The 14,354-nt window shown below is 44.7% G+C and carries 10 protein-coding genes and 1 pseudogene; 6 read left to right on the top strand and 5 right to left on the bottom strand.

Annotated elements, in window-relative coordinates; translation table 11 throughout:
• Positions 1-396: pseudogene (locus tag Q0668_RS22295) on the top strand (aminoacyl--tRNA ligase-related protein); the annotation flags it as partial.
• 118 nt (positions 397-514) lie between these two features.
• Here the strand turns inward: Q0668_RS22295 and Q0668_RS22290 are convergent.
• Complete coding sequence (locus Q0668_RS22290) at positions 515-1,891, bottom strand: ATP-binding protein (RefSeq protein ID WP_298868735.1); 1,377 nt, start codon at positions 1,889-1,891, stop codon at positions 515-517.
• A gap of 757 nt (positions 1,892-2,648) precedes the next feature.
• Between Q0668_RS22290 and Q0668_RS22285 the strand changes: the two genes are divergently transcribed.
• Positions 2,649-3,044, top strand: a complete 396-nt coding sequence (locus tag Q0668_RS22285; RefSeq protein ID WP_298868733.1) for a hypothetical protein — start codon at positions 2,649-2,651, stop codon at positions 3,042-3,044.
• A gap of 48 nt (positions 3,045-3,092) precedes the next feature.
• Here the strand turns inward: Q0668_RS22285 and Q0668_RS22280 are convergent, their stop codons facing one another.
• Positions 3,093-3,230, bottom strand: a complete 138-nt coding sequence (locus tag Q0668_RS22280; RefSeq protein ID WP_298868731.1) for a hypothetical protein — start codon at positions 3,228-3,230, stop codon at positions 3,093-3,095.
• Between the two features lie 862 nt (positions 3,231-4,092).
• Between Q0668_RS22280 and Q0668_RS22275 the strand changes: the two genes are divergently transcribed.
• Complete coding sequence (locus Q0668_RS22275; RefSeq protein ID WP_298868729.1) at positions 4,093-6,294, top strand: acetylxylan esterase; 2,202 nt, start codon at positions 4,093-4,095, stop codon at positions 6,292-6,294.
• A 118-nt stretch (positions 6,295-6,412) separates the two neighbouring features.
• A complete protein-coding gene (locus tag Q0668_RS22270; RefSeq protein ID WP_298868727.1) occupies positions 6,413-7,987 on the top strand; it encodes a hypothetical protein in 1,575 nt (524 codons plus the stop codon).
• A 103-nt stretch (positions 7,988-8,090) separates the two neighbouring features.
• On the opposite strand, the gene Q0668_RS22265 is transcribed toward Q0668_RS22270, so the two are convergent.
• From Q0668_RS22265 to Q0668_RS22255, 3 genes are all read right to left on the bottom strand, one after another.
• Complete coding sequence (locus Q0668_RS22265) at positions 8,091-9,188, bottom strand: tetratricopeptide repeat protein (RefSeq protein ID WP_298868725.1); 1,098 nt, start codon at positions 9,186-9,188, stop codon at positions 8,091-8,093.
• Positions 9,189-9,408: 220 nt separating this feature from the next.
• Positions 9,409-10,002, bottom strand: coding sequence for a hypothetical protein (locus tag Q0668_RS22260; protein WP_298868723.1), 594 nt, complete (start codon positions 10,000-10,002; stop codon positions 9,409-9,411).
• Between the two features lie 90 nt (positions 10,003-10,092).
• Positions 10,093-11,766, bottom strand: a complete 1,674-nt coding sequence (locus tag Q0668_RS22255) for a pilus assembly protein N-terminal domain-containing protein (RefSeq protein WP_298868721.1) — start codon at positions 11,764-11,766, stop codon at positions 10,093-10,095.
• 521 nt (positions 11,767-12,287) lie between these two features.
• Here Q0668_RS22255 and Q0668_RS22250 point away from each other — a divergent pair.
• Positions 12,288-12,839 carry a hypothetical protein gene (locus Q0668_RS22250; protein ID WP_298868719.1) on the top strand — a complete coding sequence of 184 codons (552 nt, stop codon included), beginning with the start codon at positions 12,288-12,290 and terminating at the stop codon, positions 12,837-12,839.
• A 156-nt stretch (positions 12,840-12,995) separates the two neighbouring features.
• The coding region (locus Q0668_RS22245; RefSeq protein WP_298868717.1) for a hypothetical protein at positions 12,996-14,354 on the top strand (1,359 nt) is incomplete at its 3' end.

Below are 14,354 nucleotides of genomic sequence, written 5' to 3'. Positions count from 1 at the left end.
ATTTCTTTCCATTTACGCCGCCAAGGCTATTCTCAAGTCTTTACACCCCATGTTGGAAAACTTGATTTATACCGCACTTCAGGCCACTTCCCCTATTACCAAGATTCACAATACCCGCCGCTTGTCGAGCGTGAATTGATGAACAAACTTGCTGATGAAGGATGTACCTGTGGTGAACTTTCGAACTTGATGAAGAGTGGAGACATCGATGGATATATGCTCAAACCGATGAATTGCCCACACCACATCAAACTCTATGCCTCACAAATGCGTTCTTACCGCGACCTTCCACTTCGCTTGGCGGAATTTGGTACGGTATACCGTTGGGAGCAATCGGGCGAGATATCTGGAATGACTCGTGTCCGAGGTTTTACTCAAGACGACGCTCACTTATTTGCCAAAGAAAGATAGTAATGAGACTTGACCCCTTTTAGTCTCCGACTTCTGGGTTAATGGTTGAATGGTCATAAAGCCTTCGACTCGCAGCGGGTCAGTCGTTAGGATCGACGTCTTGTTAGCGCTTTTTTTGCCATGCCGACCGAAAGCCGGACTTACCCGGCACCGGCTCAATCTCGTCCTTCTTATTAAGCCGAATGAACACGTTCTTCATGGTGTTCTCTGATTTGATGCCGGTGATCTCGCGGGCAACTCGATTGGTGATTTCGTCATTGTTTTCCAAGTATTCTACCACCGTTTCTTCGGGGGAAGCCAGGCTTTGATGACGGATGTGGACTAACACGTTGTTCTCCTGATCAATGATTTCAGGGTCTTTCAAACGCAACTTTCTCATCGCGTTGAACGCTGTATTCAAGCCCTCTCCGACATCTTTGTTCGGTGGGTTTGGAAACTTATTGATCAGTCTTACGAGCTTCGGATTCCGTGCAAACTGCTGTTCAAGGATATTGGAGACAGTAATGTGTCCGGGTAGTCGTCCTGGACTTTGGATCTCGATGCGATTGTCGAAGATACGAATCTGAGTGTCGGTCGCAATACTGTAGTCTCTGTGCAGGATCGCATTGGTCAGAATTTCATGCAGGGTCTCTTCGGGATATTCGACCTCTTCGAGACCTGTTGCACCCATTTTCTTGATGTCCTCAACCAGTTCTTTGGTCTTCTCAACGGCGGAATAAATGAGATCGTAGAGTGGCCCTTCAATTGTAAGAGGATCAAATGCGAGTGTATCACGATCCCCCTCGTCCTCTTTCGTTTTGTATCTAAATATTTTTATCCCAGACCTCTTTGGAAGGATTGCTTGGGGTTCTTCGGCGAAGAGCAGAACAGCTGCGACCGTAGGCAGACCATTGACAATGAGTTTTTGTTTTCTCAGCCACACCTCCGGTTCTGCGGTCGGAATCACATTGATCAAGAACTCAATTATTGGAGCAGAGTTGGTAACATCAGCCACATCGGTGTTTACCGTATCGTCTTCAAAAGTACTTAGCCCCTTGTCTAGCTTCAGTTGCGCCAGCGCCTCCTCCGATTCGACTGGTAGGTTCTGAGCGCTCTTTCTGACATAAGGGGTGCCGTTGGATGATTCGAGAATGTCCTTAGTCTTCTGAACTTGAACTTGGAGCACTAGTCCAGTTTCATCCTCTATTTCGAGAAAAGTCGCAATATAGTGATTCGCTAACGGAGCCATGTTCTCGATCACTTGCAGGTGAGCATTGGCCTCTTCTACATCGGTGAAACCTCGCCATTTGCGCTTCTTCGTTCGTTTGTTGATCTCGTCTACGCCAATGTATATATCGCCTCCGCTCGAGTTCGCGAAAGCTGAGACGGAACGCGTCAACTTGGCTGGTGCGATTTCCTTGGCCTTGAGATCGCCGAAATGATCCTCCTCTAGGCTGAGAATAGCGTCGCGCTGCTTCGCGGTTATTGTGGCACGGTCCATATTGTTTCTATTTCTTGGCTAACTATGTGATAGGCAGAATTAATTCTGTCTATCACCGGTCAATTCAAGGGGATTTCACTTCAAAGACAGAAACCCGGCCCCGAAGATGAATTCAGTGTACACGTTCCCATAAGAGAACGTCAATGCAATGGCGTTGGAACGAAAGACTCAGCATTTGATGGATACATAATGCTTTCTGAAGTTTGCAAAACCTGTAGCTATAAGGGTTACTTAGTGGTTGAGCCGGCTTGTTCAATGTGTCCAGCGAGGCATCGGTACTTTGAGATTCCTTCACCACTGAGGGGGTGAGATAATGAAACAAATGGAACAAGTTAAAGAAAAATAGACCGTTATCTGCCCTGTTTGTGGACACTAAAGGGGTCAGCGACTGTCTTGAAGTTTGTCAAGAGGCAAGAAGATTTTGATTCCAGGTTTGGTTGTTTTTTATCATTGAATTCAAGATTATAAGCAGCTTTCCCACGAGACACACATGAACGCTCTAGAAGAAATTATAAACTATTTCGTCAGAACTGGAACTTCTCTGCTGGCATGCGTCCTTCGCTGGCCTTTGAACTTTCCTCTGACCGAACGCGAACGATCGGCCTTTTCACATAACATCGCTCGCAGTATTTTTGGGGCTGAGGAAATCGCCCCACATCAGCCGCACGGCGTTAGCCGCGGTTTTTGCACATCTCGGTATAAAAACCGGGGCTAATGCCCTTCGGCTAATGGCAGTGGCCTGTCGGGAACATTCGGGATGTCCGCTGACGGGGGTACCACCTCAATCGGCACAGAAGACATCACCATGATCGATGGCACGATCACCGATCGCGCCATCTCCGAACTGCTCATCAATAACAACGGTTACCACTTCCAGATGTCAGGCTCAGGCGATGGTTTCAATATCGTCTCCAGTGCCGGTGGTGCCAGTTTCATGGAGCAGGACAAATGGGGCAACCTCAACTACGAAGTCATTGATGGCGTCCGTACCAACCAGTCCAGCTATAATAACAGTGTCGAAATCGTCGGCTTGTACGAATTCAATTCATCAGAGGCGACTCACGATGAAGCACGCTACCGCATGACCCGCTTCATCAACACTGGTGATTTTCTGATTGATCAATACAGTCGCTACTTACTGTGTATCGTGTGAAGTTTATGCAGTTCCGGATTTTCATGTCGGGGGCTGGGTGGCTACTGCTTATAATGTGTAGGCGGTTTTGATTTCGGAAGAATACCTTCCGAGACCAATCATTTTTTTAATGAGCCGTAAGATTAATGTTCGTTGTTTTTTTGTCACGCGTTGTTGGGGTTGGGAATTAGAAAGGAAAGTATTCATGAACTGGTTTCCTGTGTTTTTCTGCTGGTGTTTCCACTTGATAACGCACAGGGTCAATCTTCTGGATGGGCAACCAGGGGTCAAGTTCATTTTGAGCTTCGAGGTAGCGTGGAGAGCATGCGAGGAATACTCGACTGGTAGTGCATTTCTTTCGAAAAGTCGTCGAACGGCTTCGAGAAAGTACGAGACATTGGGAACTGGTGAGGAATTTTCAGGTGAAGATTTTCAAAACACAGTCACTTTTATAGTAGTGAGAGATTTAGTGTTATCGAAAAGCAGTGGGCAAAAAACGCATTTCGCGCGCGACGCATATTCGCGATGGGCGGGATAGCGTCAAGTTCAGTTTTTTCAGTGGTGTTTTCTTAGTGGTAAATTGACACTGGTAAATCAAGGTGACAGATCGGGGGGGGCAGCAATGGATACGGGGCCGTCGAGAAATGGTTCTTTTGATTTTCGATTGAGGGAAAAGATTCTCAGTCGATGTGGAGTCGATGATTGCGTGCGATGCAAAAAGGAAACCCGTTTCGTTTCGCTGCGGGAATGATTAGAGGTTTGATTGTTTCCCCTAGCTGGCTCGGCGGATCATGGTGGAATGAGCTGTTTTTTATAGGCTGTTTTTAAAGACGGAGAAAAATTATCTGTGTCGCCAAAAAGATGTCCTCAGGCTGGAATCGGTGAAGGCATTATGGTTAGACTGGATGAGTCTTTTTAAACTAAGATTTCGGTATGAATTATCAGTCATACTATAAACTACGCCAGGATTCAGGCTCATTAAATTAGAATTTGGGCTGAAACGATTTCGTTAAATGCACTCTTGAAGAAAGCGGGGAGACGAATGTTCCAGAATGATGAGCCATTTTCAATGGATCGCAGGGCAGCTTTGCAAAATATTGGATTGGCGTTGTTGTCGGCAGGTGTGGTCAATACGACGGCCGCTACAGGAAGCCTCTTTGCTGCCGACGGGACTCCAGAATTCGATGATAGTCGACTGGGAGAATTAAAAGATCTCAGCGGATATTTCCCCTTTAAGCCGAGTGAATCACCCGAAGAATGGCGAGAACGTGCGGAGTATGTGAAACGGCAAATTAAAGTCGCCGCTGGTGTCTGGCCAGAGCCTGAAAAAATGAAAATCGAAGCCACTCTGCATGGTCAAGTGGACCGCGATGATTACACGGTCGAGAAAGTATTTTTTGAAAGTTCTCCGGGTCTATTTGTTACCGGGAATTTGTATCGTCCCAAAGGGAAGCAGGGGCCGTTTCCTATGATTCTCTCTCCACATGGTCATTTTGCACAAGGTCGTTTTCATGACAGTGGGGAAAAACGCGTTAAAGAAGATATTAAGGCCGGTGCTGAGAAATATGAGGTCGGGGGAAGGTATCCGCTGCAAGCGCGTTGTGTTCAACTGGCGCGGATGGGTTGTATGGTGTTTCATTATGATATGTTGGGTTATGCAGACGGATTCAGTTTGAGTAACAAATTGATACACGGCTTTGCCAAGCAACGACCGGCGATGTCGAGTGAGAAGAATTGGGGCTTATTCAGCGCGCAATCCGAATTGCGTTTGATCAATGCATTGGGATTACAAACGTTGAACTCAATTCGCGCTCTCGATTGGGTGAGTTCAATGCCTGAAGTTGATACGAAACGGATTGGAATTACTGGAGCCAGTGGTGGCGGGACACAAACATTTATTCTGGCAGCTATTGATGATCGAATTTCCGCTGCGTTTCCAGCGGTGATGGTTTCAACGGCCATGCAGGGAGGCTGCACTTGTGAAAACGCGACGTATTTACGGATCGATACAGGGAATATCGAATTTGCTGCCTTACTGGCCCCTCGTCCGATAGGCATGTCTGCTGCGAATGACTGGACTAAAGAGATTGAAACCAAAGGGCTCCCGGAACTCAAACAGCATTTTAAAATGATGGGAGTTCCTGAGAATGTGGTGGGGAAATATTATCCTTTCCCGCATAATTATAATTATGTCAGCCGTGCGATGATGTATGAGTTTTTCAATCAGCATTTCAAATTAGGAAAAACCAGCCCCATCATTGAACCCGATTTTCAACCATTAACTCGCGAAGAGTTAACTGTCTGGAGCAAAAAGTATCCGGGTCCTCCGAGTGATGAGCAATCGGAGATGAAAATTTTACATTCATTAGCGCGAAACAATGCAGATCAGATTAAACGTCTTACACCGAAAGATAGTACGAGCCTGGCGAAATATCGAGAAATAGTAGGAGGTGCAGTCGAAGTGATGGTGGGGCGCACTTTCCCTGAAGCTGATGATGTGAAGGTAGAAAATATTTCAGAAGAGGAAAAGCAGGGATTTCGTCAATATCATACGCTGCTCAAAAATGAGCGCTATGGAGAAGCGACGCCAGCTCTGTTCTTGCTGCCGAATCAATGGAATCAGAAAGTGGTGATCTGGTTACACGATCAAGGGAAGTCGGGATTACTTCAGAAAGATGGATCTTTGGCTGCACCGATTCAACGTCTAGTGGAAGCGGGAACGGCAGTCGCTGGAATAGATGTGTTGTATCAGGGTGATTTCAATCAGAGTCAGCCCGCACCTACAGAGATGCCTGTTGTTAAGAATCCTCGCGAATTTGCCGGTTATACTTTGGGGTACAATCACCCTGTTTTATCAAAACAGGTACATGATGTTTTGAATGTGCTCTGTTTTTCCAAAAATCACAAGAGCAATCCGCAATCAATCAGTCTGGTTGGTTTTGGTTTTTCCGGAGTTCGGGCTGCTGCCGCCTGTGCGCATTCGCCGGAATTGATTGATCAGTTAGCGGTCGATACTGGCGGATTTCGATTTGCAGAGATTACTCAAATTCGCGATCTCAGATTATGGCCAGGGGCTGTGAAATACGGTGATGTGAATGGCTTATTATCGTTGTGCCAGCCTGCGGCGCTCTGGATTGCCGGGGACTCAGCGGTAGTTCCTAAACTGGTGCAAGCAACTTACAATTCGGCTGGTTTGCTTAATAAAGTGGAGATGTTCAACGAAAAAGCGAACAGGGAGAATTCAGCCGTTGACTGGTTAATCAAAGGTTAAACTTCGAAAATCCCTATTTTTATGATGCAATTGAATTGCAGGTTTTTATACTGGATGAGATATGTTGCCTGATAAATCTGCTGGAATCTTTTTTTAGTACATTCTTGAGGAGATCTCTATGTTGCCCGGATTTCAATTGCACTCTGTGTTTTTCGTTCTCATTCAGATGCTTCGAATCAGGAATCGCTTTCTTACGGTCATGTTCCTCGGTTTTTCTTTGACTCTGGCTATGCAGATTTCTGTCTCTGCAGCAGAGACAGTGCAACTCAAATACGCCTGGGAGGAAGGTCAACGTTTTGCCTATCAGGTCAAGATCGACGTTTCTAAGGAAAATTATTCCGAATTATTAAGCGGCGTTGAACAATATGAAGTCATTAAATCAAATGCGGATGGTTTTTCTGTGCGCTGTTCAGGGAAATTGAATTCTGCAACGAAGAGTAAAACGAAACGGTTCTTGATGCCTCCCATGAGAATGCACCGTCTGGGAAGTCCTTTTGCGGGGCTGTCACATAACATCCGGGGGGCAAGTGAGGCCCATGTTTTAAGCCTGAATCGTTATGGGGAAATCGATACGGTGAAAGGGTCTTCACTGCTACCCTATCTGATCGGGCATTTGTCTCAAATCAATTTAATTCCGCTTTCTGCAGAAGGGAAATCAGAGTGGTCTGAAAGTGAAAAGACTAGTATTTCCATTATTTCGTCAGATCGTATACCACGGCCATTCCGCGGGGCTAATATTGAAAAAACGATGGGTGCCAAACAGGTAACTGACTATAGGATTACGGGACAGACCGCTGATGAAGCTACCATTTCCGTCAAACATTCTTACCGTACTGTTTCAACCGTTGATGGCAGTCCCGAAGTCGAATTGTCGGGAACGGGAACCATTCAATTTGACAAGAAACAGGGGGGCGTTAAAAGTCTCAATCTGAACTACACGATGTTTCGTCGGTCCGAGGCATCAGTTCATAAAATTCCAATTACCATTAATTCAAAACAATTCACGGAAGAGGAACTCGCCAAGTACAAGGCAGATCAGGAGATTTTGCAGCAGAAGCATCTCGCAGAAATGAAAAAACGTGAAGCAGCGGGGAAATTTGAGATCCCCGAAAACATTGATGCTGACCTGAAAGAGATTCTTACTGATCTGGCTACAAAAAATGTACTCAAACGTAAAGCTGCTTTACAAAAATTAAGCCAGGCAAAACCGAAGCAGGAAAATCCGGAAGTCTCTGAAATATTAATTGGAGTATTGAATAGTAAAGATATCACGGTTGTCGCAGATGCTTCTAAGGCTTTGGTCGTCTGGTCAACAAAGGGTGATCTTCCCGCATTATTTGAGCTGTTACCTGAAGTGAACATTTTGGGATCAGAAAATGTGATGGATGCGATTTTGAAGCATCAGAGTCCGGAAGGGATTAAGGCGATTGCAGAATTATTAAAAGTACCAATTAAATCCCATAATGCATCAAAAAAATTGATCGAATATGGTAGTGATGCGGAAGATGCTGTCTTAGACCAACTTGATCCCTCAAATTTTCTAACACTGGTGAGCGTTTTTCGAGTTCTCAAAGAGATCGGGACAGAAAAAAGCCTGAAAAAAATCGAAGAAGTTTCCAGTAGTACCGATAACAAAAATTTTCAGTTTCAAGCTGCTTCCACTGTAAAATCAATTGAAGCACGCGTGAAATGACAGGAGTGACTGGAATTGGTATTCGCCGAACAGGGTAGATTAAGACGGGCGAGATCCTGGTCGTTGTTTACGCATTGAACGCAAAATTCCAGGATTTGGTTGGCTACTTTTTTGTACTTGTTAATTCGCGAGGAGAACGGAAGAGGGGTTCTTTTTGACTGACTTCGTTTGAAATCCGAATGATCACCGACTTTTCCTCCTGGTTGAGTTCATCCAGTGTCCGGAACGAATTGATTTCCAGAGCCTCTTCTTCTACCTTGGATTTCGCCTGAGGAAGTGTTGTTCGTGGAGTTGGAATCAGTCTTTCTTTTTTCATGGAAGCCTGCGAAATCAGTTTTTCTCTGATAATCGGGACGGTTTTCTCTACGGTTTTTTCTGGCACTTGTGATGGTTTTGTCTGCACCGATCGCTTCGAACGTGCCAGTTGTATATTTTGTTTTTCGGGTTGTATTTTAGTTTTTGTTTGCGTTTTGGGAACGACTTTATTGGTAGCCAGTTGCTGGTCGGATTTTTTGACTTGTCTTGCGATTGTCAAGTTTTTCATTTCGACTAATTCCGCGACTGCCATGCCTGCTCGTTCCAGATTTGGATCTGCAGTTAGCGCCAAATCATATTCACTTAGCGCTAATTCTCCCTCGCCTCTTTGTGTATGAATGTAGGCGAGATTGGCATGTGCTTCTGCTGCAGGCATAATATTGCGGAAGATAGAGAAGCTTTCTTTGAATCGTCCCTGATGCCCCACTGTCAATGCGAGGTTATTCATGATGCGTTCGTTGTTGGCATCATTTTGTAAGGCATTAGAGAATACTTTTTCTGCAGCCTGATATTGTCCTCGTTTAAATAAAGCGAATCCAAAATCATTTAGCACTTCGGAATTATTCGGTTCAAGCTGTCTGGCTTGTGTGAAATAACGCGTGGCGGCAACGGTGTCTCCCAAATGTGAGCAGACAATTCCCAATCGATGACAGGTTTTGACACTTGTGGGATTCTTATTCAAATATTTTTCGTATTCGCTACGGGCAGCCAGCCATTCATGTTTTTTTTCATAAGAACGGGCAGCTGCAATGATATTTTCCGGCTGCTTTTGCCCGGGCATCACCGATTTAACTTTTGCAACTTGCGTTCCAAGTTGCGTACATCCCTGGAATGTGATTGTGATGATAAGGATCACAGTTGAACAAGACAATCCTTTGTTGTTCATTATTCTGTTCCTGGCATTTTGCTGACTGATGAGTTGGAGAGTGCCACACTTATCGAATTATTTTTGAGGAGGACACTTCTGAATATTGAAAAGTCTTTTTTTGCATGTCCTGTAATAGATCCGTTGGGATTTGATGTTCGATCCCAATGTCATTAAAAAGTGGACGGATTCCCAGGAACCCGTCCACTATATGATGATTATCTAGCGAATTCCTGTGGTATTAAAAGATTCCACCGCCGCCGCCACCGAGTCCACCGCCGCCGAATCCTCCGAAGGAGCCGCCGCCGCCGCCGCCGTTTCCACGGTTTCTGAATCCGTTGGAATATGCTCGATAGGCTTCAAAGCCTTCAAAACCTGGAGTAAACGCTGGAGATACAACGACGCGTTCGTCCGCATCATGTACATTCATGGCTTGAAGCATTTTGACAATGACATTTCGTCGATGCAAATCCAAGTCATCGTTTCCGTGAATCGGATATTTATATTCATCTGATTCTTTCACAGACATAGAGCTGGGCTCAACGACAACCGGGAATGGGGTTGAAATCATACGTACTGCAATTTGTTTGATGTGGTCTTCGCCAGCAGCATTCAGTTTCGCAGTCGTTCCGACAAATTCACTTTCGTGAATTACGAAGTCAGAGGCTTCACCGTTTTCCTCCTGCTTTTGCCAAATGTCATCACTGATGGTTCCAAGTGGTGCAGCAGAATCATATGGGATCTGGGCCTGATTTTGTTTATGTTGGCAACCACTGACCAGCATTGCTGCTAATACAATAGCAGGCAAACATGCAATTTTGGGTTGTATAGACATCGGTTACTTCCTTGTATTTCTCTCACATCATAAAAATGAGTGTGATTGGAATTATATAAGTATCACCTGGCAAAGAAATAATAATTAGTGTTAGTCAGAGAATCCGTAGTCACCATTGATATAGTATTTATCAGATTTTGTTTGGTGCAGAAAATCTTTCTGCTGTCGGTGAATCCGTTTTTTCTGCATATACCAGACAGTGCTTCTGTGATGCACATCTGGCTTGCCTTCAATATTGTTTAAGAAGAAGAAGTCCCAATCTCCTGGTTCGGTTACTTCCATACCAGGTAGAACAGTAGGAGCATCTTCTGCTTCCATGGGATGTACCAGTTCTGGACTGACCAGGATGATCAGTTCTGTTTCGTCTCGTGAGACAGCTTTATTTGAAAACAGTGGACCTACCAGAGGGATATCTCCAATGAATGGTACTCTGTTTAAATCGCCGCGTTGTTGTTCTTGAATCAATCCAGCGATTGCAAAAACTTGTCCTTCTCGCATATCAACTGTTGTACTGGCTGATTGTGTATTCAATCCCAGAATTCCATTCACTGAAAGTGCCGGGTTGATGGAACTGAATGTTGGTGTGACCTGTAATCGAATACGATCTTTATCCAGTACAGTAGGCAGGAATGAAAGTTGAGTACCAAAGCCTTTAAATGTAGTCGTTGCAGCCTGAGCACCACCTACACCAACAACGGTTGGCACTGCGAATTCACCACCGGAGATAAAGTTAGCCGAACGACCACTGATGGTTACCAGATTTGGTTCAGCAAGAATTTTTGCATATCCATTTTGAGCAAGTGCAGAAATAAACAGATCGACTTCATCACTGGTAAGTGACGCGGTTACTAATCCTGTTCCACCTCCGGCAAGACTACTGGCAGTTCCCGTGAAAATCTGGCTCCAACCGAAATCTCCCGAGTCAACAATTAAGTTTGTACTGGCGCTTCGAGCAGCAGAGCGATTTATTTGAGCGATACGTACTTTCAGCATCACTTGTTTTTCGCCTGGCACTTTCAACATGTCAACGACGGTTGATTCCGGTAGAATGGCTCCATCAGGAAAAGGATCAGCCGCTTGACCATTTGCAAACAGTGAGCCACCACCTCCGCCTCCTCCTAGATTTCCATCTGATCCGGAGCGAGCACGAATAATCGAAATGATTTGAGTTGCTTCCTGTTCATCGCGTGCCTGACCGCGAACGATCAACTTATCAGCGAAGGGGATTAACTGAACCTTACTGTTCGGAAAGAACTCGTTAATCATCTTCTGGAATTCACCATATTCCATTCGACGCAAGTCTTCGATGGAATTATCACCTTCGACTTTGACCTGTACACTTAAGATCTGGGGATTTGCTTCTTCACCCAGCCAAAGTGTCATTGTTGTCGTACCGGTTTCTTTTCCGATGACTTCCACTTCCTGGGCACCGAAGGCAACGACTTCGATTTTTGATGGATCTGCAATCGCGACTCGGAAGATGCTCATCTTCATTTTAAGAATTTTTGAATGCCTTTGCTGAACGCTAAGTTCAACTTCCGATTCATAAATTCGATCAACAAGCTGATGAACTTTTTCTTTTGTTCGAGTACTTACGACTGGCGTTCGTTTTTTAGCAGCACCAGAATTAAATCTTTGTGTTTTAATTTTTCCTGGAACAGGAGGAGCTGGTGGCACCTGTGCAGTAACAGGCGAGGCTGTGATAACTACACCACAAGCTAATGCCAGCATAGTGCGTCTTTTCCAAGAGGTGTTTATAGACATACTTGTCTCCCAATCCTTTGGTCTTCAATTATGAGAAATTGGAGTTAGCAATTTATGATGGAGTCCATAATTCTCATTAAACCACGTTTAATGGAACTGATTTCAATTTGTCGATTTCGTCTTATTTGATGATCAAACCTTTTAAGATGAATCCAAACCTGTGAAAAAGAAAGGTCAGATTTTACTGGTATGTGGCATAATTCAAATAAGACATAAGATGCCTGCGAAACAATGTGTTCATAAAAAACCCATCGCAACAGTCATATCGGATAAACCTGTACGGGAGGTTTATAAGAAATGTGCGTTGTTACCCAGATTATGCAATTTTTCATAAGTTATCGATTTTTCTTATATTCTACTTTACCTTTGACGAGTATTTTGTCGAAAACGAGCAATGGTGAGAGACATTGTGTTCTATGTGTTAGAGTGAAACGAAATTGTCACTCACCGTTTTTCTTAACTAATTAAGTTGTTGTATCAAGTATTTGTTAAAACAACGTAAGAATATAAAAGGTGGTCCCATGAATGCGAGTTTTGCATTGCTCATCGGTTTAAGTGTTTGGCAGTACGATGGTGAAGTGATAACTGCAGATACTGTCAGTGCTCCGGCAACAATCTCGTTAACGTCGGGTGAATGTAATTATCCTGCAGCCCATTCATGTATGGCTGGAAACGGGGCTGGTTTATGCCAGAGTGGAAGCGGAAACAATGGTATTTGTGACGCTTGCGGAAGTAGTTTCTGTAATGGTTGTTGCCAGCTTAAGAAGCGAGGCTGGTTTAATATAACAACGACGGGAGAAATGTATCCGCATTACGCGTACACACCAGTCTATCATGGATATTATTACTTTCGTCCCTACAACTATTCGAATATTTTGAGACAAAAGGGTGAAGTAGTCGCTCTTGGTGGCGATCCGAAGGCACCTTATTCTCATAAAATGTTCCTTCGAATTTATGAACAAATTGATTTGACTTCGTATGAAGAATCCCCATCAAATGGTGAGAGTCTTCCTACTTTGGGGCCAATTCATTCTCCTCTTCCAAGTCTGGAAGACATTCTGAAAAGCAAGTAGGAATCATTCTGCTGGATTGAGTTGACTGGCTGAATGTTAAAATTGAAACAAATAAAGATCTGTGCAATTATGTGCAGATCTTTTTTTATTATGCTCTTGCCCCTCTGATGTTGAAGGTTCAGAGTGGTGCCAGCGAGATGCTATTGAGGATGAGTTGTGCAGGGAACTGAATTAGAGCAAATTCCCACAGAATGGAAGATGTGTGATCGCGAATGGTGGTTTTGCACTGGCCTGGTCTGGTGTGCCTGCCTGTTTCTTATCTGCACGGTCACGATTGCTGACCCCGATCTCTGGGGACACACGCTGTATGGTCTACGGGCGATTGAGCAACACGTACTGGTAGAGCATACCGATCCATTTTGTTATACCGAACCGGGCGCGGTCTGGGTGAATCACGAATGGTTTTCCGAATTGACATTTGGATGGTTATGGAGCAATTTTGGTGATCTCGGGCTCTGGTTCTGGCGTAATTTCTGGTTACTGGTGATTTTTATCCCCGCCTGGATCGCCTTAAGAAAATTCAGGGCAAGTCTTGCTGCCGCAATTTTATTGCTGGTGTATTCCGCTTTTTGTCTTTCACAGTTTGTGGTATTCGTTCGCCCGCAACTGGTTACCTTTGGTTGTTTTGCAGTGACACTGTTACTGCTCAGGCATTATCTCGATCGCCCTCAGTCAAAGTCGATCTGGTATTTACCAATAGTGATGCTGTTGTGGGCCAACTCACATGGAGGTTTTCTGGCGGGAGTTGGAATACAGGGGATTGTTCTGTTGTGGATGGGATACGGCGTTTATCGATCCAACTATCAACAGAGAGATTTTCTCCGTCTGGGAACGGCCATTGGTCTAAGCTGGGCTGTGACGCTGATTAATCCTTATGGTGTTCGCTTACATCAGATGTTGTGGGATCATCTGATTACAAAACAGATTGTGCGTGAGTGGCAACCACTTTGGGAAGCACAGCAGGCGTTGTTGTATTATATTCCTTTTTTGCTGATTGCACTGGCATTTTTCGGTTCGAAAAAATGGCAGTGGATCGATCTGATCTTGATCGTGGTAGTGGCTTATCAGGCTGTCAGTCATATCAGACATGTCGCCTTACTGGCGATTGCTGTTATTATTTTATTAGCGCAGCCTGTTTCTGATGCGATCCGAAGGTTATTTCCTCAGCTGATTCAGCAGTGGTCAGGGCCAGAACGTGTTAGGTTACGTTTATTTTTAGCCATCTCTACCATGTTTGTCATCAGCGGGTTTGGTCTCCATACGGTAGTACAACTCGGGAAAGAATCGATACTTCCCTGGCAAATTGGAGTCGAAACCCAAAGCAGAGCACCGGGCATGCCTGTCGCGACGATTGAAGTGTTCCAGGATCAAAAGCTGTCCGGGAATATATTAACAGACTACGGTTGGGCACAGTATGTGATCTGGCAGACGTTTCCCGACTCACGGATAGCCTTTGATGGTCGTTATCGAACAGTTTACTCTGCCGAGCTGGAACAGGAATTAATCGAGTTTCAG

Source organism: uncultured Gimesia sp. (assembly GCF_937910335.1).
Taxonomy (GTDB): Bacteria; Planctomycetota; Planctomycetia; order Planctomycetales; family Planctomycetaceae; genus Gimesia.
Note: the sequence above shows the minus strand (reverse complement) of the source record. Positions and strands in the feature narration are given on the sequence as shown.

Excerpts from the sequence above, each read along its gene's own strand:
- Q0668_RS22290 (WP_298868735.1), bottom strand. The coding sequence starts at position 1,891 with ATGGACCGTGCCACAATAACCGCGAAGCAGCGCGACGCTATTCTCAGC.
- Q0668_RS22285 (WP_298868733.1), top strand. The coding sequence starts at position 2,649 with ATGTCCGCTGACGGGGGTACCACCTCAATCGGCACAGAAGACATCACC.
- Q0668_RS22280 (WP_298868731.1), bottom strand. The coding sequence starts at position 3,230 with ATGAATACTTTCCTTTCTAATTCCCAACCCCAACAACGCGTGACAAAA.
- Q0668_RS22275 (WP_298868729.1), top strand. The coding sequence starts at position 4,093 with ATGGATCGCAGGGCAGCTTTGCAAAATATTGGATTGGCGTTGTTGTCG.
- Q0668_RS22270 (WP_298868727.1), top strand. The coding sequence starts at position 6,413 with ATGTTGCCCGGATTTCAATTGCACTCTGTGTTTTTCGTTCTCATTCAG.
- Q0668_RS22265 (WP_298868725.1), bottom strand. The coding sequence starts at position 9,188 with ATGAACAACAAAGGATTGTCTTGTTCAACTGTGATCCTTATCATCACA.
- Q0668_RS22260 (WP_298868723.1), bottom strand. The coding sequence starts at position 10,002 with ATGTCTATACAACCCAAAATTGCATGTTTGCCTGCTATTGTATTAGCA.
- Q0668_RS22255 (WP_298868721.1), bottom strand. The coding sequence starts at position 11,766 with ATGTCTATAAACACCTCTTGGAAAAGACGCACTATGCTGGCATTAGCT.
- Q0668_RS22250 (WP_298868719.1), top strand. The coding sequence starts at position 12,288 with ATGAATGCGAGTTTTGCATTGCTCATCGGTTTAAGTGTTTGGCAGTAC.